Source organism: Vibrio sp. R15-SG3-ISO1A (assembly GCF_059833955.1).
Genome location: NZ_JCBDGH010000064.1, coordinates 23,446 through 43,746, shown reverse-complemented (window position 1 = coordinate 43,746; position 20,301 = coordinate 23,446). Strand labels below are relative to the sequence as shown.

At 49.2% G+C, this 20,301-nt stretch carries 18 protein-coding genes; 4 read left to right on the top strand and 14 right to left on the bottom strand.

Annotation, left to right across the window (positions count from 1 at the left end):
* Positions 1–12 precede the first annotated feature (12 nt).
* The 8 genes from AC6R0L_RS09910 to AC6R0L_RS09875 all read right to left on the bottom strand — a co-directional run bounded on the left by AC6R0L_RS09910 (position 13) and on the right by AC6R0L_RS09875 (position 10,741).
* The gene (locus tag AC6R0L_RS09910) at positions 13–909 is read right to left on the bottom strand and encodes a carbohydrate ABC transporter permease (protein WP_334552683.1); all 897 of its coding nucleotides are present in this window, start codon (positions 907–909) and stop codon (positions 13–15) included.
* A gap of 2 nt (positions 910–911) precedes the next feature.
* Complete coding sequence (locus tag AC6R0L_RS09905) at positions 912–1,877, bottom strand: carbohydrate ABC transporter permease (RefSeq protein ID WP_420378211.1); 966 nt, start codon at positions 1,875–1,877, stop codon at positions 912–914.
* An 88-nt stretch (positions 1,878–1,965) separates the two neighbouring features.
* Positions 1,966–3,210 (bottom strand): extracellular solute-binding protein, encoded by a 1,245-nt coding sequence (locus AC6R0L_RS09900; protein ID WP_487903507.1) that lies wholly within the window; start codon positions 3,208–3,210, stop codon positions 1,966–1,968.
* A 39-nt stretch (positions 3,211–3,249) separates the two neighbouring features.
* Positions 3,250–4,257 carry a LacI family DNA-binding transcriptional regulator gene (locus AC6R0L_RS09895; RefSeq protein ID WP_334552689.1) on the bottom strand — a complete coding sequence of 336 codons (1,008 nt, stop codon included), beginning with the start codon at positions 4,255–4,257 and terminating at the stop codon, positions 3,250–3,252.
* A gap of 288 nt (positions 4,258–4,545) precedes the next feature.
* Positions 4,546–6,546 (bottom strand): methyl-accepting chemotaxis protein, encoded by a 2,001-nt coding sequence (locus AC6R0L_RS09890; RefSeq protein WP_500629010.1) that lies wholly within the window; start codon positions 6,544–6,546, stop codon positions 4,546–4,548.
* Positions 6,547–6,708: 162 nt separating this feature from the next.
* Positions 6,709–8,052 carry a carbohydrate porin gene (locus AC6R0L_RS09885; RefSeq protein WP_500629009.1) on the bottom strand — a complete coding sequence of 448 codons (1,344 nt, stop codon included), beginning with the start codon at positions 8,050–8,052 and terminating at the stop codon, positions 6,709–6,711.
* Between the two features lie 311 nt (positions 8,053–8,363).
* A complete protein-coding gene (locus tag AC6R0L_RS09880) occupies positions 8,364–10,310 on the bottom strand; it encodes a DNA topoisomerase III (protein WP_500629008.1) in 1,947 nt (648 codons plus the stop codon).
* A gap of 95 nt (positions 10,311–10,405) precedes the next feature.
* On the bottom strand, positions 10,406–10,741 hold the full coding sequence (locus tag AC6R0L_RS09875; RefSeq protein ID WP_334552696.1) for a Grx4 family monothiol glutaredoxin: 336 nt from the start codon (positions 10,739–10,741) through the stop codon (positions 10,406–10,408).
* Positions 10,742–11,081: 340 nt separating this feature from the next.
* Here AC6R0L_RS09875 and sodB point away from each other — a divergent pair, with 340 nt between their 5' ends.
* The 3 genes from sodB to AC6R0L_RS09860 all read left to right on the top strand — a co-directional run bounded on the left by sodB (position 11,082) and on the right by AC6R0L_RS09860 (position 13,180).
* Entirely contained in the window at positions 11,082–11,666 is a 585-nt protein-coding gene (gene sodB, locus AC6R0L_RS09870; RefSeq protein ID WP_334552697.1) for a superoxide dismutase [Fe], read from the top strand.
* 122 nt (positions 11,667–11,788) lie between these two features.
* On the top strand, positions 11,789–12,298 hold the full coding sequence (locus tag AC6R0L_RS09865; RefSeq protein WP_487903411.1) for a VC2046/SO_2500 family protein: 510 nt from the start codon (positions 11,789–11,791) through the stop codon (positions 12,296–12,298).
* A gap of 219 nt (positions 12,299–12,517) precedes the next feature.
* A complete protein-coding gene (locus AC6R0L_RS09860) occupies positions 12,518–13,180 on the top strand; it encodes an SDR family oxidoreductase (RefSeq protein ID WP_500626029.1) in 663 nt (220 codons plus the stop codon).
* On the opposite strand, the gene AC6R0L_RS09855 is transcribed toward AC6R0L_RS09860, so the two are convergent.
* From AC6R0L_RS09855 to AC6R0L_RS09845, 3 genes are all read right to left on the bottom strand, one after another.
* Entirely contained in the window at positions 13,177–13,638 is a 462-nt protein-coding gene (locus AC6R0L_RS09855; protein WP_500629007.1) for a low molecular weight protein-tyrosine-phosphatase, read from the bottom strand. The two genes, AC6R0L_RS09860 and AC6R0L_RS09855, sit on opposite strands and share 4 nt — an antisense overlap.
* Before the next feature lie 140 nt (positions 13,639–13,778).
* Positions 13,779–14,027, bottom strand: coding sequence for a DUF3297 family protein (locus AC6R0L_RS09850; RefSeq protein WP_500629006.1), 249 nt, complete (start codon positions 14,025–14,027; stop codon positions 13,779–13,781).
* Between the two features lie 110 nt (positions 14,028–14,137).
* Positions 14,138–14,932: a family 16 glycosylhydrolase gene (locus tag AC6R0L_RS09845; protein ID WP_500629005.1), complete on the bottom strand. Its 795-nt coding sequence runs from the start codon at positions 14,930–14,932 to the stop codon at positions 14,138–14,140.
* 259 nt (positions 14,933–15,191) lie between these two features.
* Between AC6R0L_RS09845 and cobO the strand changes: the two genes are divergently transcribed.
* A complete protein-coding gene (gene cobO, locus AC6R0L_RS09840) occupies positions 15,192–15,803 on the top strand; it encodes a cob(I)yrinic acid a,c-diamide adenosyltransferase (RefSeq protein WP_500629004.1) in 612 nt (203 codons plus the stop codon).
* Between the two features lie 94 nt (positions 15,804–15,897).
* Here the strand turns inward: cobO and AC6R0L_RS09835 are convergent, their stop codons facing one another.
* The 3 genes from AC6R0L_RS09835 to apbC form a co-directional block, all read right to left on the bottom strand.
* On the bottom strand, positions 15,898–18,069 hold the full coding sequence (locus AC6R0L_RS09835) for an AsmA family protein (RefSeq protein WP_500629003.1): 2,172 nt from the start codon (positions 18,067–18,069) through the stop codon (positions 15,898–15,900).
* 139 nt (positions 18,070–18,208) lie between these two features.
* Positions 18,209–18,850 carry a uridine kinase gene (gene udk, locus AC6R0L_RS09830; protein ID WP_487903407.1) on the bottom strand — a complete coding sequence of 214 codons (642 nt, stop codon included), beginning with the start codon at positions 18,848–18,850 and terminating at the stop codon, positions 18,209–18,211.
* Positions 18,851–19,048: 198 nt separating this feature from the next.
* Positions 19,049–20,122 carry an iron-sulfur cluster carrier protein ApbC gene (apbC, locus tag AC6R0L_RS09825; RefSeq protein WP_500629002.1) on the bottom strand — a complete coding sequence of 358 codons (1,074 nt, stop codon included), beginning with the start codon at positions 20,120–20,122 and terminating at the stop codon, positions 19,049–19,051.
* Between the last annotated feature and the right edge of the window lie 179 nt (positions 20,123–20,301).

The window sequence follows — 20,301 nt, the reverse complement described above, 5'->3', positions numbered from 1 at the left end:
TTCTTACCTTATCTAACCTTTTACTGCACCCGACGTTAAGCCGCTGATCATCTGTTTTGACGCGAAGAGATACGTCACCACCAAAGGCAAAATGGAAATGGTGGTCCCCAGCATCACCGCGCCCCATGGCGTGTTAGGAATCCCTTGCACACTGCGCAGGGCTTGAGTAATCACGTAGTTTTCTGGTGTCGTCAGTACAACTAACGGCTGCATGAACATATTCCAGAAGAAGACGAACTGAACGATAGCCAATGTTGCCAACGCCGGTTTCATCAATGGCAAAACCACGCTCCAGTAAGTTCTAAACTCCCCCGCTCCATCCAGTTTAGCCGCTTCAAGCAACTCTTTCGGGATCGAGGCCACAACGTGCTGACGCATCAAGAAAATACCAAACGGCGTCGTCGTAAACGGCAGCCAAACCGCCATGTGGTTATCAAGCAAGCCAAGGAACTTGACGATCATAAAGTAGGGAATCAAGCTCAGTACGGGCGGGATCATCATGGACCCAACCAACATGCCGAACAGGATATTTTTGCCGCGGAACTTGAACACAGCGAAGGCATAGCCCCCCATGCTACAAAACAGTAGCGAAATCGTGGTGCCTAGGAAGGCGACATAAATCGAGTTAAACATCGCTTGCCAAAAAGGCATGATCTCTTGCAGTTTGGCGTAGTTGATCGCCAAGCTGTCACCAATGGCAAAGCTGATACCCGAACCAAAGATTTCGGTGCGGTCGCGTGTGGATAACAGCGCCGACCAAACAAACGGAAACACCGTCACAATCGCAGAGACAATCAGAATGATGCCCAATACGACCATCAGCACCTTAGTGAAAATTTCAATCGCTCGGTCGCTGGGCTTGATGGCTGCCCAAATCGACACTGGCGAAGTCGCAGAGTGAGTCGTCATGGTTATTGCTCCCCTAAGCCTTTTTTACCGAAGAAGAAGAATTGAATCGTGGTACACGCAGCGATCAAGGCAAACAGCAGCCAGGAAATCGCCGAAGCGGTGCCCATCTCTAGCCATTCCCAACCCACTTTGTAGAGGTACATGGAGATGGTGAGGCCCGATTGACCCGTACCGCCAGTACCACGTGTCAGAACGAACGGTTCTTCAAACAGCTGCAGGTTACCGATGATGGTCATGGTGACCGCGAAGAAGACAAACGGACGAATCATAGGCAGTGAGATGTTCCAAAAACGGCGCAGTGCGTTGGCGCCATCCATACGGGCAGCTTCTAGGATGTCTTTGGGTATGGTCATCAAGCCTGTGGTGTAGAGCACGATGTTGAAACCGGTGTATTTCCAAAACACCATGATGGCAATCGATGGTTTCACCATAGTCGCGTCATCTAACCAACGAATCGGCTGGTACTCATTGACCCAACTGAACGCCCAGCCAAACAGAGAACTGTCAGCCAACGCCATCAAGGTTTGGTTGATGATGCCGGAGTTTGGCGAGTACATGTTGAAGAAGATCAGCGATGCCGCAACGGTTGAGGTAATAAACGGCAGAAAATACGCTGACGTTAACCAATGACGAAGACGGTCACCCATTGACACCAAAATGTACGCCACAGGAATGGCGACAAGGTGCTGAGCCACACCGGATGTGATGGCTAACCACAACGTATTTTTCAATGAGCGCCAAAGCCACGGGTCGGTCAATGCAATGTAGTAGTTCTCATACCCCACATATTGCATCGCGCCGAGTCCTTCGACTGGGTTCCACTCATGAAACGAGAGATAAACAGAAAAAAGTAACGGGAAAATCCCAAATACAGAAAAAATAATCAAAAACGGCAATAGGAATCCGTACGGTGTAAGCGCTTTCAAATTTAGGCGAGAAAAAAGACTCTGACCGGTTGAAGTTTCCATGGCGCTGCTCGCTGCTTGATTCATAGTAACGACCTCTTACCTAGGGAGACGCAGAGTTGCGTCTCCCAAACTTAAAACAAACGTTGACTTACAGGTTGCGCGTACGACGCTTGATCAAACGCTCTGCTTCTTGCAGTGCGGTTTTGATGTCTTTGCCTTCATCCAGCACTTCCATCAACGCGTTTTCTAAGATGATAGACCGCGCGACATGGTCACCTTTTGCTGGCGCCACTGGCTTGATGTTCTTCGCCACTTCAGCAAACAACAAACGTGCTTTTTGTCCACCGAGGAAGGCCACTTCTTCTTGGAACAGATCGTCATCGTAGGTCGTCACGTTCGCTGGGAACGCAGCAATAGTTTCGAAGTGTTTGAGCTGCACATCACGGTTAGTCGTCATGTATTCAATCAACTTCCACGCTTCGTCTTGCTTAGTCGATTGTGTCGGAATAGACAGGAATGAACCGCCCCAGCTGCCGTAGATGCCATCTGGTAGGTTCGATACGCCCCACTTACCGGCGGTGTCTGGTGCGATCCAGTTATTGAGGTGACCCAATAGCCAAGCGCCTGACAACTGCGTGGCGAATGTGCCATTACGGAAACCTTCGTACCACTCGTTTGACCATGCCAAGATACGGCCATCTAAGCCTTTGTCACGGATCTGCTTCGCCACTTCGAACGCATGAACAAAGCGCTCAGACGTCACCACAGGCTCACCTTTGGCATCAAAGTACAGACCTTCGCCTTCCGGCACAGTCGTAAAGATAATCGCTTGCGCAACGTCCGCTGCAGAGGCAATCAACTGGACATTTTGTGCTTTAAGCTTTTCACCCGCCGCGATGTAAGAATCCCAATCTTTAATGGCTTCATTGACATCAATACCCGCGTTTTCAAAAATGTCGGTACGGTAGTACATCACACCTGGCCCTAGGTCGACGGGGATACCGTAGACATCACCATCACCGCCCTTGCCTTGTGTCCATGCATAAGGCGCAAAGCGATCGGCGTATTTGTCTGCCCCATATTGCTCAGATAAGTTCACCAAACCGCCAGAAGCAACAAACGGACCGATTTTTTCGACATCGACTACGATCACATCACCTGCGCCCGACCCTGTTGCCAAGTTGGTGGTCAACTTGGTGTGGTGGTCACCATGGTTGTTCATCAGGTAGTCGACCTTGATGCCAGACTCTTTTTCAAATTCAGGCAGAAGCACTTTTAAGCTGCTGTCAAAATCTGGAAATCCATCAAAGCGAATTTGACTATCTGCTGCTGTCGCTGTGGCAGCAAGCCCGAGTGCAACCGCGCTCGAAAGCGCTAAGGTCTTAAATTTCATGTCTTATCCTTAATCTTGTTATTGGTGTTTAAACGAGTGCTATAGGGTACTGTTTAGGTCCTTGACTGAATCTCGCACTACCAACGCGGGGTTGAGTTTGAAATTCACATCACGCTTGTTTTTGTTCAGTTTTTGCAAGGTGAGCTGTACGGCCTCAATGCTCATTTGCTCAATGGGGAAGTTGATTGTGGTTAACGATGGGGTCAGGTAACGAGCGAAAATGTTATCGTCAAATCCCACCAGCGACACATCCTCCGGGATAGAGAAACCTGCGCTGCGTAGCACCTCAAATGCACCAAAAGCCATGTGATCGTTCGACGCAAAAATCGCGCTGAATCGGCACCGACGCTTGAGCAGTTTTTTGGTGGCGATAACGCCGGTCTCTTCGGTAAACCCTGCCTCCGAGACCAGCGCTTCGTTGTACTCCAAGCCTGCTTCCTCCAGTGCACTTCGGTAACCCTGCAAACGCCCCCGTGCGTCTGACTTATCCAAAGGCCCTGTGATACAAGCAATCTCGGTGTGCCCCTGCTGCAAAAGATATTGAGTCGCCAGTTTGCCCCCCAACTCGTTGTCAATATCGATGCAGCTCTGATACATCTCTGGAATAAAACGGTTCACTAACACAACAGGAATCCCTTGTTCTTCCAGAGCGATCAGATAGTCATCACACAGGTGTTGAACATGAAGAATTAATGCATCGACCCTACGTCCTAGCAAAAACTCCACTGACTCACGTTGCCCCTGCTCCGTGTTTGAGCCAGCTGTCACCACTGCGTGATAACCAAAGCGGCGCAGGTTTTCCTCTAGACAATGGAGAATGCCCGAGAAGAAAGGCCCACCTAGCTCCGGTACAACAATCCCAACGCTACCGGTACGACTCGACGCTAAGGCTTGAGCAATCGAATTGGGACGATAGCCCAGCTCTTTGATCGCTTTTTCCACCTTGAGCTTCTTGTCGTGACTCACGCGACTGGTACCGTTAATGACTCGAGATACCGTCGCCTGAGAAACCCCCGCATGCTCGGAAACGTGTTTAATTGTTGCCACTGAAACCTCAATACTGCTTTGACTTGAAACCGCTTACAGGCTGAGTATTCCGTAGTTGGAGGGAGGAATGAGTGAGTGTCATCACACTAATTTTTGGAAAAAAATGGCGGTTTTGGAAAAATAGAGAGCCGCTACAGTTTCAATCGTCGCCATGAAACAGTTTCATGAAATAACCACACATCCTTTATTTATCAGGCCAGAAAATAACCTAATGGCATGTATTTTTATGGGGCATAAAATACAAAAAGAGAGGCGAATACCTCTCTAATATAATACTTAATAGTGAAATTAATGGCGCAATATAAAGCTGGCCGTTAATTCAAATTGCACTTGCGCCAGTTGTTCCAATTCTTTTCCTTGAGTCGCGAGTTGGTGTGAGCGATCTAAATTCTGCTCAGCTAAGGAGTGAATGTGACTGACGTTCTTAGTGACATCACTCGCCACCGACTGGTGCTCCGTTGTCGCACACGCGATTTGATGGCTACGCTGAGAAACCTGATCCAATCGGCTATGCACTTCATGCAGTCGCGCATTGACTCGCTCGGTTTGCTGCATGCTTTGCCCCATCCCATTCAAACAACTGGCAATTTGTTGGCTAGCGAGATCCGAGCGCTGCTGCAATCGCTCAATTTTGTTTTGAATCTCTTTCGCACTGCTGGTGGTCTGCGCTGCTAAGATTCGCACTTCATCGGCCACTACAGAGAATCCTCGGCCATGCTCACCGGCGCGCGCGGCTTCAATCGCCGCATTCAGTGCAAGTAAATTGGTCTGCTCTGAAATACCGGAAATGGCCTCCAATATCGACTCAATGCTGGCACTTTCAGCCTCCAGTACTCCAATAGTTTCAGTGACTTGGTTAAGCTCTTCAGAGAGCGATTCCAACATTTCCACATTGCTATTCATCTCTGTCTGCGCGTGCTGGGAGTGCTCAACGGCGCCTGTGACTAGGGAGAGCGTCTGCTCTGCTGAGCTCGCGATGTCTGTCACCGAGCACTCGATTTGCTCCATCGCCGTCGCTACCAATAGCGTTTGCTCTGTCTGTTGACTGATCGCTTGATTGAGCTCTGCGCTAATGGTTTGGTTGGAGAGTGATGCCTCATTGACCTGCGCACTGGATTGACGAATACGCTCAATCATCTCCGACAGATGACGCACCACGACATTGACCTTTTGCGCCACCTGGCCAAACTCGTTGCGCGCTGAATAATCGACATCAGACGTAAGATCTTTCTGCGCGATGGCATCGAGTGCCCCCAGTAAGAGCCGTGTCGGTCGGCGCACCATACTGGCAAAACTCAAACCCAATACAAGCGCAACAACAATAGAGCCAAACGAGATGCCGATAAACAAGGTTTGTGTTGCCTCGGTGGCCGATTTTGCCTCTTCATACAGGTCATTGGCGACCTGACTGGCAAAGCGTGACAAGCCATCGATATGCTCGAGCTGACGATCAATGGCTTGTTCCAACTCCTGACGTAGTTGTCGCAATTGTTCTGCCTGCTCTACGGTTTGCAGGTGCCAATGCACTGCACCCTCTTGAGAAAACGCATGTAGCTTTAGGCGCTGTAAGGTACCTTCTAACGTTTGATAGACCTTTGGCGCTACCGCAGTTAAGGCTTGTTCGCTCTCCTCCAAATAACGCTTGCGCGTCGTAAAACGTCGCGCCACTGAGCGCAGCTCTGTCATGTCTTTCTGCTTGTAGACCTCATTCGCTTCATTTCCCAGCAACGACACTTGACTGGTCACTCCATCCAATGCTCGCTGAGCTGACTCTGATTGTGCATTTGTACGCGCACGTTGAAGCGAGTTACTCAACTGCGTCATCAGTTGTTGGAATTGAGACTGAAGATAGTCACTGCGATCTTGCGCATCAAGCACATCGGTATAGGCATTCATCACCGCTTCCAAACCACCGAGCGCCAATTGCCCTTGTTCTCTGACGGGTGTGAGGAATGGCATGAGCTGAGGTTGATGCTGCGCTGCCGATTCAAACCACTCCAACTGACTAAGATAGACATCGCGATTGACGGCTATCCGCTCTTCAAAAGGGGGCAACTCATCCAAATACTGAGCCGACAAAAAGGGCGTAAGACTACGATTAATATTAAGAAAATCGATGGTCAACTGCGCAGAGCGCAACATCAATGGCGTCGTATCACGAGTAATCGACTCCATCTTATCTGTAACATCTTGGCTACTGTGTACAGAAAGCCACGCCGATCCGACCATAATCGCAATCAAGCAGATAAAGCCCAAATAGAGGCGTGACACAAGGGTTTGAAATGGCATAGGTTCACCCGTTCTTGACCGAATCTAGAACACTTCGGTGTTTGACAAGGATAAAAAATGGGCACAAAACTGTGCCCAAACTGGAGTTAAATTGGCTGGTCGACCCGGCCCCACCAATCTGCCTTGTGGGGCCAATAAGTTGGACAGTAAATTACCCTAGGCTTACCACCACGCTTCGAACATGGCGCCGACAGCCACGGTGTCTGCGGTCGTTTTATCACCCGCGGACCCAGTCGTTTCTACATCGCCAACGGTTGTGTAGAAGCGTAGCATCGGACGGCTCCAAGGCAAACCTCCCAGTGACACGTTTTGAGATAATGTCACTTTCCAACCGGTTTTCTCACTGCCATCGTCCCAATCTTCCATCGCATAGCCAGCTTCTAGCCATGTTGAGTGAACGTCATCCCATTGATACTGTGGACGAACGATACCGGCGTATTCGCTTTTCTCATCGGTATCAGCACCTGAAATATCTTTGTACGACACTAAGTAATCGATAATAAATTGCTCAGACGCTTTGTAGCCCCCTTCGACACTTGCGTAAAAGACCTGCTTATCACCTGCTAGCTCGAATACTGAGTTGTCAGCGCCATCGGCGTATTTCATCACTAACTTATTCGAGCTACCTAGGCCAAGTACGGCACCGACTTGCCAAGCGGTTTCATCTTCAACGTTTACTGCAGGATTTTTCTTCACAACAATATCGCCATCTTCGTCAATCACGATTTCCTCACTCGCTGAGCTGTTGGCTTCACTAGAAGCAAAACCATAGTTCGCGTAAAGGTCTAGATTGCCGAAACCCAAATTGATGCCATGTAACTTTGACGTAATAGCATAGCGGCCCGCATCGTTGCCCAATGCCCCGTCCGAGCTATCCACTGCACCAACAAAGCCCATATCCAACTTCACGCCACCCAAGTTTAGGTTGTTGAAGCCCGCGCCTTGGCCATCATGAGACATCCAGAAGTAATCATTCAAACCTTGTTGTGGACGCTGATGGAAGTCACGACCCGCCCACATGTAGAGCTCTGGTTGGCTTTCAAAAATGTTGGTAACACCGGCATACATTTTCTTCAAATTCACACCGCCTGATGAACCCCATTGGTCGTTGTTCCAATCATCCACCATGAAAACCAAATCCCATTTGGCGCCATTGTCCGCTTGGAAGATTTTGGCTAATTGAACTTCACCACCGTTCGCTTCGTTACCCAAACGGCCAAGAGAGCGACCAGTGCTGCCCACTTCGACATAACGGTTGTCACCTGACGAGTGATGCGCGCCATAACGTGCGTAACCTGAGAAGATAATGCCTTGAGGCACTTGCGTATCTGGAGTCAACACAGCTTGTTGTTGGTCATTGACGTAGTCAATTTCAACCAGCTTAGACTCTAATTCTTGAATACGTTGCTCTAATGCCGAAATATCGGTTTCCGCAGCAAGGACAGAGGCAGAAGCGAGAGTGGAAGCCACCGCTAAAGTTATTGGTAAAACTCTAAAATGTTTCATGTTATATCCCTATTTAATTTAGGTTTGTTTTAATTCAGGGAAATAATAAGCAATGAAACCTTTGAAAATATTTGCCGACTTCACATCCGATTATTGAAATAAGCGTCATGAAACTGTTCTATTCAAGAGATTTAAAAATTAAAACAAGACTTTCATAGAGTTATGACGTTGTTTTTCAGGTTAGGCGAGGATGAAATCGGTTTCATTTCATGAGATTTGGCGAAATTTGTCACGAAAACGAGTCGATAAACAGGCGAACAAAAAACAACTCACATGAAAACTTTCAGCATTATGAAAGCTTTCATACTCGCTCAACGGCTTTTCTTCGCTCTTGGTGATTTGCCTTTAAAAGAACGTCTCTTTTTGTAGGCAGGACGCTCAACCTTAGGTAAATGACGCAGCGATGGCGGCACGTCACCGGATTTGACCTGCTGCATCAATCCGTCGATGCTCTGTTGGAGTGCTTGCATGAAAGGTTGGTAGGCTTGATTCCGCTCGGCCATACCTTGCAACTGGTGCTCCCAGTGGGCGGTCATGTCAGGGTAGGTGGATTCGCTTGGTAAGGCGTGAATTAGCCCGCGCCCGGCGGCGGAGCTCAATATGGCTTTGCCTTGGCGGGTGAGGAGTTGACGCTTAAACAGCGTATCCAAAATACCGGCTCGAGTGGCTTCGGTGCCTAACCCGTCGGTCTCTTTTAAGATGGCTTTTAATGCTTTGTCTTCAACGAATCGGGCGATGCCTGTCATCGCTTGCAGGAGCGTGGCTTCGGTAAAGTGTTTCGGCGGCTCTGTTTTTCTCGCTTTGATCTCTCCCTCTCGGCAGGTCAGCACTTCTCCTTTCGCCAGCGGTGGCACCGTCTCAACGCCTTGATCCTCATCATCCACTTTGCCCATCAGTGCCTTCCACCCCGCCAAGACCAATTGTCGACCTTTGGCGACAAACGCACCGCCGGCGATCTCAAACACCAACTTGGCTTCGGCATACACGGCTGCAGGGTAAAACTGCATCAGATATTGGCGAGCAATCTGCTGATAGATTTTCATTTCACTTGCAGAGAGCGCATTGACTGACGCTTTTTTAGGCGTCGGAATAATCGCGTGGTGCGCATCCACCTTGCTGTCATTCCATGCTTTGGACTTCAAGGAGAGATTCGCCTCCTCCACCGCCGTGGACAGATCCTTGGCGTTATTGGCAATCGCATCACAGACCGAACGCGCCTGCGAGTAGTGCTCAAGCGGCAGGTAGCGGCAATCTGAGCGTGGGTAGGTGATGAGCTTATGTTTTTCGTACAAAGATTGGCAGGTATCAAGTACTTGTTGTGCGCTCATACCAAAACGCTTGGCGGCGTCAATTTGCAGTGCAGAGAGCGAATAAGGAAGCGGCGCCGACTGCTTAGTCTGCTTTTGTTCGGACTCCACCACCGTGGCCGGCTGATTGGCGATACGGCTTGCAACGTTCTCAACCAGCTTGCGGCTCAATACTCGGCCTTCTTCATCGAGCCAAGGCTGACAGGCTTCACTCGGCTTCCATCTCGCGCGAATATCAAACGCCTGATCACCCTGCTGATAGGGAATCAACGCATGCAACGTAAAATAATCTTTAGGTACAAACTGCTCAATCTCTTCATCTCGGCGCACCACTAGGCCGAGTACCGGAGTCTGAACGCGCCCAACGGATAAAACGCCCTGATAGCCCGCTTTTTGCCCCAACAAGGTATAGGCTCGCGACATATTCATCCCATACAACCAGTCAGCGCGCGAACGCGCCAACGCGGAAACAGAAAGGGGGATAAAGTCACGGTTGCTGCGCATTTGGCTAAGCGCACGTTTAACGGCTGGTAAGTTCAAGTCACTGATCAGCAGACGTTGCATCGACGTCCTCTTACCTTGGGGGACGCGACAGTATTCAATCACTTCATCCACCAGCAATTGCCCTTCTCTGTCTGGATCCCCAGCGTGGACGATCTGCTGCGCCTCTTTCAGTAACTTACGGACCACTGTGAGCTGCTTGCTGGCGGACTTTCTCGGTCTGAGTTGCCACTGTGACGGGACAATAGGCAAGTCAGCGAGATTCCATTTTTTGTAGCGCTCGTCATAACTGTCTGGCTCGACCTGCTCTAACAGGTGGCCAATACACCAGGTCACTACATCGCCATTGCCGCAACGAATATAGCCTGACTCATTTTTCTTTGGGCCAGGCAGCGCGGCCGCGATCGCTCGGCCAAGACTGGGTTTTTCAGCAATAAACAGACGGGACATAGGGAGTTTAGACGCGAGTCAAATGGCAAAAAATAAGGGCAACATTAACCAATGTCGCCCTTACAAATCAAGAAAAACTGTAAATATAACCAGTATTATTCTTCGTCGCTGCCTGCTCGCGCCGCGGCTTCTTTAATCAGTGGCTGCAATTCGCCTTTTTGGAACATCTCAATGATGATGTCACATCCACCGATCAGCTCACCTTCTACCCACAATTGTGGGAACGTTGGCCACTGCGCATACGCTGGCAGTTCTGCACGGATGTCTGGATTTTGTAGAATGTCTACGTAAGCGAATTTTTCGCCACAAGCCATCAAAGCTTGCGCTGCTTGAGATGAGAAACCGCAGCTTGGTAGTTTCGGGGAACCTTTCATGTAAAGAAGGATCGTGTTTTCTGCGATTTGCTGTTTGATTTTATCGATAGTTTCCATTGCTTCCTCTTAATGGAGTTACTGCAAATATTCTGGACATTCTAAACCATTAGCGCAGAATAAAAAGCCTACAATAAGAAGGGATTTAATCCTTGCACAGATTTGGGCTTGAATGCGACACTATTTGCACAATGCGGTGTCTTGCAAAAGCCGACGGGCTCATGACGAGAATTTTGCAGTGATCGGATCCGAATAACTCTTTTAATAAAGTAAAAACTTGCTAAACTAGAACGCAAGTCAGCACATTGACCACAGCAAGCCGCGTGCAAGCTGTGAATAATAAATAACACTGGAAGCAATCGAAAGGGCTAACCCTTTCAAATCAATGGAGAATCGAGCAATGGCATTTGAACTACCCGCTCTTCCTTACGCGAAAGACGCACTAGAACCACACATCTCAGCAGAAACCCTAGATTTCCACCACGGCAAGCACCACAACACTTACGTGGTTAAGCTCAACGGCCTAATCCCAGGTACTGAGTTCGAAGGCAAAACACTCGAAGAGATCATCAAGACATCTTCTGGCGGCATCTTTAACAACGCTGCACAGATCTGGAACCACACCTTCTACTGGCACTGTCTTGCTCCAAACGCGGGTGGTGAGCCAACAGGCGCAGTAGCCGATGCCATCAACGCAGCCTTTGGTTCGTTCGACGCATTCAAAGCGAAGTTTACTGATGCGGCAATCAACAACTTCGGTTCTTCTTGGACATGGCTTGTGAAAAAAGCTGACGGCTCACTAGATATCGTGAACACGTCAAACGCAGCGACGCCACTAACAGAAGAAGGCACCACGCCACTACTGACGGTTGACCTATGGGAACACGCGTACTACATCGACTACCGTAACGTTCGTCCAGATTACATGAACGGTTTCTGGGCACTGGTTAACTGGGACTTCGTTGCAGAAAACCTAGCAAAATAATCCCCTCCCCCAAAAGGATTGGAATTTAGTCGCCTAAAAAGCCAGCAGTCAGCTGGCTTTTTTCATACCTGCTCTCAAGCTTTTTGTCCCCTCGCCGCTACATAGACATCAAGCGAGGACATATGCACACCCCGATTCATACCTTAGACAAAGCGAGCGTCATCAACGAGCTTCAGTTTGGCACTGGCATCAATCATGCGGTGCACGAAGGTCGCCGTGCCGATTTTGCGCTGATTCTCTCTTTGTTCTCTGATGATGTCCGCGACACAACACCAGTGGAAAAAATCGATACGATTGACAGCAGTGAAGCGGCCCTGCGCCGTCGATTTGAGTTGCCGTCTCCGCAAACTCTGCGTTCGGATCAAAGCTCATACGCAGTTTCCGCGCAACAAGCGGCGCTTTTTCACTCCAGTGGTCTCGCCAGTGCTAAGTTGTCCCACTACCTAACACCGGAAACCTTGACCTATTTACCCGAAGAGACACACGATCTTCCTGAAGAGGTCTATCACAACCTTTCTGGTCACCAGAGGCGTCAACTGGCAGAACAAACACCGCGTGAGCTAATGCCGGCCGATCTCTACAATCAGCTGATCCACGCTCAACGTCAGTTCCAAATTTCCCTACAAACTTAATGGGTTAACACCTTTGCTATTGACGCAGGATCACATTCTCGTTGTCTCATTTTGTATACATATTCACCCGTTCAACTAGAGAGTGTGAAACACCGCAAAGAAACACGCTCTGCTCAAAGATGCGCACAACTTATTTGAAGTTATTCACATATAAGTAACAGTTAATCTACCATGCTATATGAACAAAGTAGTCAAGTGTGACGAGAAGGAAGACGAGCGATGGATATAAAAAATGCAGTAATATTAATTACTTCTGCAGGCTCTCAGCTTGGTGGTACGCTCGCGTCTCATTTCGCATCGCTAGGTGCCACCTTGGTTCTGTGCGACAAAAACTCCGCTCGCTTGCAACAAACAGTGCAAAGCTGTCAGCAGATCTCCACTAAGATCTACTCCTGTGCGATTGTTGATTACAGTGTCGATGCCATTCACGATCTGTTTCATTACATGGATGATACGTTAGGTCACTCACCCGATGTGTTGATCAACGCCATCACTAGCCATGCGATGCCGACCATTCTTGAACAGAGCGGCCGCGAGATTTTTACTCAGCAGCTTTCCCACATGGCAGCGACGCTATTTAGCTTCGGCCAAGCTACCGCAGAGCGAATGAGGATGGAAAAGAAAAACGGGGTAATCGTCAACGTTATCGCCCATGCGGATTATCGAGATTTATCTGGCTTCGACAACGCCACCTCCATGGTGGCCGGATTTACCCAAAGCTGGGCTAAAGAGCTAACGCCTTTCAACATTCGCGTTGGCGGTGTCGTGCCCAGCTATGATGTTGACGATGTTCATTGGTCGGAGATTCACGACGAGCTGATCCGCAATACCGAGTATATCGTCGCCAATGATTACTTCAGTGGACGCGTAATGGCCGCTTAGCGTTGCAAAATAGCCTCGCTCGCCTGCTCAATCAGATCGAGCACATTCTCGAACCCTTCATCTCCGCCATAATATGGGTCAGGTATTTCATCCACGTCTGCATCAATGTAACTGAGAAACAGTTTGAGCTTATGTTGATGCTCACGTGGGCACTGCGCTTCAAGATCGGCTAAGTTGTCCCTATCTGCCGCCAAAATGAGATCAAAGCGAGCAAAATCATTGGGCTCTACTTGCCGTGCTCGAATCCCTTTAAACGAATATCCCCGCTTTTTTCCTGCCGCCTGGGCACGTGGGTCCGGCGCATGACCTTGGTGGTAACCGATGGTTCCTGCCGAGTCTATCTCCACTTCAACGCCTAGCTCTTTTGCTTTCGCTCTGAGCACCGCTTCGCCCGTCGGAGAGCGACAGATATTGCCCATGCAGACGACAAGGATGGAGGAACACTGAGTGATGTTCATGATGGATTTCCTTTTCAGTTGACCAATGTGCCGGCGTTTTCTCTCATTGAGGAAACGCGCCGTCGATTCCAAGACAATACGCGCAGATAAAAAAAGAGTGAAGCACGGGCTTCACTCTTTCGAATTCTCATAGGGGCGGTTTACTTGTAGTAAGCCTCAACCTCGCCTTTGAGTTTAATCAGCATCGGTTGACCCCAGCGATCTTTTGCTTTCGGTGATGGGATTTTTACCCAGCCTTCGCTGATGCAGTACTCTTCCACATCGTTGCGCTCTTTGCCATTTAGGCGAATGCCGATTTGGTGTTCAAAACACTCAGCGATGTGATGTGGGCTGCGTGGGTTGCCTGATAGGTGATCCGGTAACTCAGGTTTGGCGTTGGTATCGCTCATACTTGTGACCTAATAGTAGTAATCAAAACGTGGATTCTAGTTGAGACGCTAGGCGGGTTCAACTCTCACATCAAGACAAAGGGTAAGAATACCGCTTGTCGGCGCCTCAACTACTCGCCACTGGATAAGCGAAGGTGCAACAGACCATTGTCGACAAACGCGTTATCGGGATGAAAGGTAACCAGATTCGATTCAAAGGACCAATCCCCTGCTCCCCAGCGCGTGTGATCGAAACTATCAAAATCATCACGCCACACCTTCTCAAATTGCCCATCTTGATAGCGGTAGTACTCCATCCAATCCACTTGCTGGGTGAGTGGCAGTTGCTCAGGCTGAAACTTACCCACCCAATCCGCCGCTTCAGAGACCCAAAGGTTCATGCGGTAACTTTGCGGACTGTCTCGCATGTCTATCACCTGTTGCGAGTCCTTGGCTAATACGCGATGCAACACCTCACCATTGACCAACCAAGTGATTTCATCTGGAGTCCAGATGAGCGTGTATTCCTGAAAGGTATTCAGTGGCACGGGATGGAGATGTTCGGAGTGAATCCGCTCGTTAAGGGCGCCTGTGATGAGATTGGTTTGCAGTTGGTTGGGCGCTTTGCCGATCGCCTCGATATCTATCTCACGCCAAGGAATGCCGCCTTGCCAGGATTCATTATCATAGGTGAAAAAAGACGAGACGACGCCGGGCGCAGAGACCAACTTCATCCTCATTACGAACTTGCCAAATGTGACTTTGTCAAGGCTGTAGACTTCTGCGCCATAGAGTGGAACAGACGTCGTATTTAACCGCCCAGATTGAACCAAAGTATCTTGATTGGACACGTCAGCTTGTGTGTTAAATGGGATAAAACTCAGGGCTGCGGCCATCGCGTATCGTTGCCAAGTCGGGTGTATCACCTCTGTGCCTCCTTCTCAAAACACATCTTGGTTATACACCGTGGCTAAGGGATACAACATTCGTAAATTCAAGTTGTTATCCATATCTTGAACAGCGACACTTTTTAGATTGCCGATATGAAATCTATCCCAGCAGGATGAAACTTCTCCCTCTCAAAATGTGATATCACGCGAGAGAGTAACCACAGTCGATGACGGTTTTTTCCCTTTGCGTTGTCCGCTATGATGGCGAGCAAAGGAATGATCACAAGGTAACGATATGTCAGACCAAGCACCTTCTCACAAAGAGCAAAAACACCAACAGCGTCAACAGAAAGTCAAAGAACAAGTTGATAAGAAAATTGCAGCGGCGCAAGAAGAGAAAGGCTTGTTGCTCATCATCACGGGCAACGGCAAAGGCAAATCCACCTCAGGGTTTGGCACAATTGCTCGCGCGGTCGGTCATGGTAAACAGTGTGCTGTCGCGCAGTTTATCAAAGGAACCTGGGAGAACGGCGAACGCAACCTGTTAGAAAAACTTGGCGTCGAGTTTCAAGTGATGGCGACAGGCTTTACATGGGAAACGCAAAACAAAGCCACTGATACCGAAGCGGCGCAAGTGGTGTGGAAAGAGTGCCAGCGCATGCTCAAAGACGAATCACTGGATGTGATTCTGTTTGACGAGCTCACCTACATGGTGAGCTATGGGTATATTGAACTCGAAGAAGTCATCGAGGCACTCGAGCAACGCCCAGCAATGCAATCGGTGATCATCACCGGGCGTGGTGCCCATCGCAGTTTGATTGAGATGGCCGATACCGTCTCAGAAGTGAAAAACATCAAGCACGCCTTTGAATCTGGCGTCAAAGCCCTCAAAGGGGTGGATTGGTAACACGATTTTCCCATTACTGGGAGTTAAAAAAGCCTAGCTCATTGCGACAATCGCGAGCTAGGCTTTTGTTTTGTTGTTGTGATGCGCTGTAAGGTTAGTTGAACAAACCTTTGATCAAACTGTTGACGGCTTCCTTGGTTTTTTTGTCTTTGATTTTCCCGTCTAACTTCTCTAAGCCGCGGTCGATCTCTTTCTGCGCTTTTTGCTTCAGTACATCATCAAAAACTAACTTGAACTTAGGCGCATCCCACGAGCCGGAGATGTTAATTGGAATCGTGACATCCTTCAGCTCATCGATATCTTTACCGCCTTGACCTTCCAAAGAACCGACCACTGAAGTGCTCACGGTAAAGTTCACTGTCTGCTTGATGTAGTTCGCTCCGCCTTGACCACGTATTCGTAGCAGAGGGGATTGCATGGTGAGATCGTTGGTCGATACATTGCCTTTGTTAAGGACTAACGTAGCTTTCATCGCACTAAAGTCGGTTTTCTGAACGCCCGTTGCCGCTTCCACTTTTTGACCTTTGATCTTGGCGTAGTTCTCACGAATCAACTGCGCAACGTTGATCCCATTGACCGCACCATCGGTGAAACTTATTCCTATCGTGCCAACAAGATTTTGCTGAATACCACTTGGAGTCAAACTGCTACCTTTGACGTCAACATCAATGTTACCTGTGCCTTCCAACTGATCAGTGTTGGCCACATCCACCAGCAAAGGCTGCACTTTCACGCCACGAATCTGTTTTTTGGCACTGTAGGTCGCTGGGCTCTTACGCGCATCCAATCGTCCTGTGGCCGTGACGCTGCCCTGGTAGAGGTTGGCGGTAAAGGCGCTCAAATCAACCACACCTCGGTCAATCGAGAAGCTTGTGCTCACCTTCTCCATCTTGGCGTTGTTGGCCTTGAACTTATCGATGGTGATGTCACCCTTCACGTCCAAATTGGCCAACGCTGACAAGTCAGGTTCTACTTCTGCACTCGGTTGTTTCGCAGCTGACGTCCCCGCTTGTGACGTGCCTGATTGCGGTGAAGAACTTGACGTCGATTGAGATGAGTCGGAAGATTCGCCTTGATTTGAGCTGGCTTCGCCTAATCCAAGAAATTCATCCAAGTCGATGTTTGGACTGTGAAGCGCAAAGCGCACTTTCGCGATTTCGGCCAAGGTGACGTCGGCTTTGCCATCAAATTGCAATGCATTGGCAGTCAGTTTACTCAGCACAAGGCTCAGATGACTCTTAGTGAGATCAAAACGTATGTCCGATAACAAGCCAATAGCCATAGGGGATTGAGGTAGGCTCTCGCCTTGCAATTGACCGTCGAGCGTGAATTGATTCACTTGCACTAGCGTCATCGCTTTATCAACGCTCAGTTTGGCCGCGCCCGTCATATCGATGTCCATATCAGCGGCTTGGCCTTTGATCTCGAAAGTCAACGGATTCACCGCATCAAACTGAAACGTCTCTAGCGCCAGCTTAATGGATTCCATCTTGGTGCTTGGATCGCTAAAACGGCTATCTAGGTTGATATTGCGCAGCGCATAATCACGCAACCCGGGGGCTAATTTGAGCTCAAGGTCACCCTTGGTTTCAAACACTTGTTGGTTGTTTTGCCCTTTCGCTGCAAACGTCACTGAACTCCACTCATCGAAGACAAACTCAGACAAGTTAAACGCCACATCGAACAGTTTGGTGAAACTACCTGTACGCAGGTCTTGGATCTCTACAGCGGCATTACTGACGCTCACGCCAGCGAAATTGATGCTCCAAGCGGCCCCAGCTTCTGTTGCGGTTGACGACGGCTCGCTGCTGGTTGAGCTTGCTACGTCCCCTGCCGTACTCTGGGTTTGAGTCGCCGGTTGCGATGAGGATGACGATTGAGTCAAAGCATCCAAATTGGTCGAGCCATCTTTACGCGTGATCAGCGCGAACTCAGCACCATCAAGGCGAAGTTTGCCAATGTTGAGCTGCTGGCTAAATAGCGGCATGACCGAGACATCAATACCCACTGAATCGACTTTAAACAGATTTTGTTTATCAAACCCGGCTGGGTTTCTCAGTTCAGTTTTACCGAGCTCAAAGCCAATCGATGGGAAAAACTGCCAACTGATATCCCCCTCAATGACCAGATCTAAGCCGGTGTGCTTTTTGGCCTGTTCGACAATCAGGGGTTTAAATTGGTTGGGATTGACGAGGGTTACCAATGCAACCACCCCGCCAAAGAGGACCACAACGACGACCGCTATGGCTATGAGTAACTTCTTCATCAGCATTATCCTTGCTAAGTAAGAGACAATTTTAGGACTTCCCCAAGTATAAGTCGTGATTGAACAAATACTTGTCGCCATAAAAAGAAAGTGGCACTTAAAGTGCCACTTCTCACTAAAAAAATAAACCCCGCGGGGGTTATGCTTTCAGAAGTTTTGCAATGTGCGCTTTTAACACGTCAATGGCGATACGGTTTTTACCGCCACGAGGCACAATGATGTCCGCATATTGTTTAGAAGGCTCAATGAACTGCATAAACATCGGGCGAACCGTTTTCTGATATTGCTTCAAAACGGAATCCATTGTACGACCACGCTCTTCCACATCACGCTTCACGCGGCGCAGCAAACAGATATCAAGCGGCGTGTCCATAAAGACCGTCGCATGCATCAAATCACGTAGACGCGGGTCAGTCAGGAGAAGAATGCCTTCAAGGATGATGACTTTCTTTGGGGTTAACGTGGTGGTTTTATCTAGGCGGGTATGCTCAGTATAACTGTACTCAGGGACTTCCACCGCTTCACCGCGGGTCAACTGTTCTAGGTGGTCACAAAGCAAGTCATGGTCTAGCGCACTTGGGTGGTCATAATTGGTTTTTACACGCTCTTCCATGCTAAGGTGGCTTTGATCGTTGTAGTAGCTATCTTCCGTAATCACACCAATTTGATGATCGCCCACCTTCTCACGCAACTCACGGTAAATCGTACTTGCGATTAAACTTTTCCCAGAAGCAGACGCGCCAGCAATACCGACGATCACACATTGATTATTCTCAGACATTATTCTTGCACTCGATGTTTGAATTGGTGTCATATTCACTAATATTAGCAAGTGTGCAAATAGACGCATGCATATCAGTGTAAATTGGTTAAACCGCCTGATTATAGGGAGAAGCGCGGTTTGTTGCTAGTCACACTTAGCAACAAAACCGCATTTGAAGGGAGAAAAACGCAAGCAATCGATTACACCAAGTGAGGGTTACTCGACCATGGTGAATTGGATTGCCGCAGGGCGCTCTTCACCTTGCCAATACATGCGCGCAGTGATCGCTTCGGCAAGGGTAAGGTAGATTTGACTGTGTTCTGAGTCTGGCCTTGCCGCCACCGTAGGCACGCCTTGATCGATGTCTTCACGCATCGCTATATGCAGCGGCACTTGAGCGAGCAGATCCAACCCATATTCTTGTGCCATTTTCTCTGCGCCGCCTGCGCCAAAGATGTGCTCACGCTCACCACAATGAGAACAGATATGGTAGCTCATGTTCTCGACCAAGCCGACAACCGGCACCTCTACTTTATTGAACATCGCCGCGCCTTTACGTGCATCGGCGAGCGCTAAATCTTGCGGTGTGGTGACAATCAAAGCACTGGTGACGGGGATTTGCTGCGCCAGCGTCAGTTGAATATCCCCCGTACCCGGCGGCATATCGACCACTAAATAGTCCAAATCTGGCCATTCGGTCTCATTCAACAGCTGAGCTAACGCCTTAGAGGCCATCGGGCCACGCCAAATCGCGGCTTCGTCTTTAGAGACCAGATAACCGATAGATTGCGTCACGATGCCGTGCGCCTTGATAGGTTGCATCCACTTGTTGTCTCTCACTTGTGGCTTGGCGTCTTGCTGACCAATCATCATCGGCACCGATGGCCCATAAATATCCGCATCCAACAAACCGACGTTGGCACCTGTTGCGGCGAGCGCCAACGCCAAGTTGACCGACGTTGTCGATTTTCCGACACCGCCTTTGGCTGAGGTTACGGCAAGGATATTTTTCACGCCTTTCACTTCCGCGCTCACATGAGTGCTGAGCGGTTTCACATCGATTTGGATAGAATACGGGAAACGCTGGATTTGACCGCGCTCAATCTGACCTTCAATCCAAGTATTGAGTTCACTAGGCAAAGAGCGCGAAGAAAACGGCAGTCGAATCTGACATTGGTCGGCGGCGACATGAACGAGATGTGGCGTTGAGGCCCAATCGGCCACAAGCTGTGGATGTTGAAACTGATTAAGCCAGTCGCATAGCGCTTGCTTGGAAGTAAACTGCTGCATGAATGCTCCTTGTTATAAGACCCACTGAACTGGCGGAGGGCGCGCAGAAAACACACGCTCTTTGTACAGAAGGATAGCACTGCCCATGCTATCACTCCCGAGGTCCTGACAGAACCCTGAAAAAACTGGGTGTTTGAGCAACTAGATACCTTGGAGTCACTGGTGGGATAAGGTAGTAT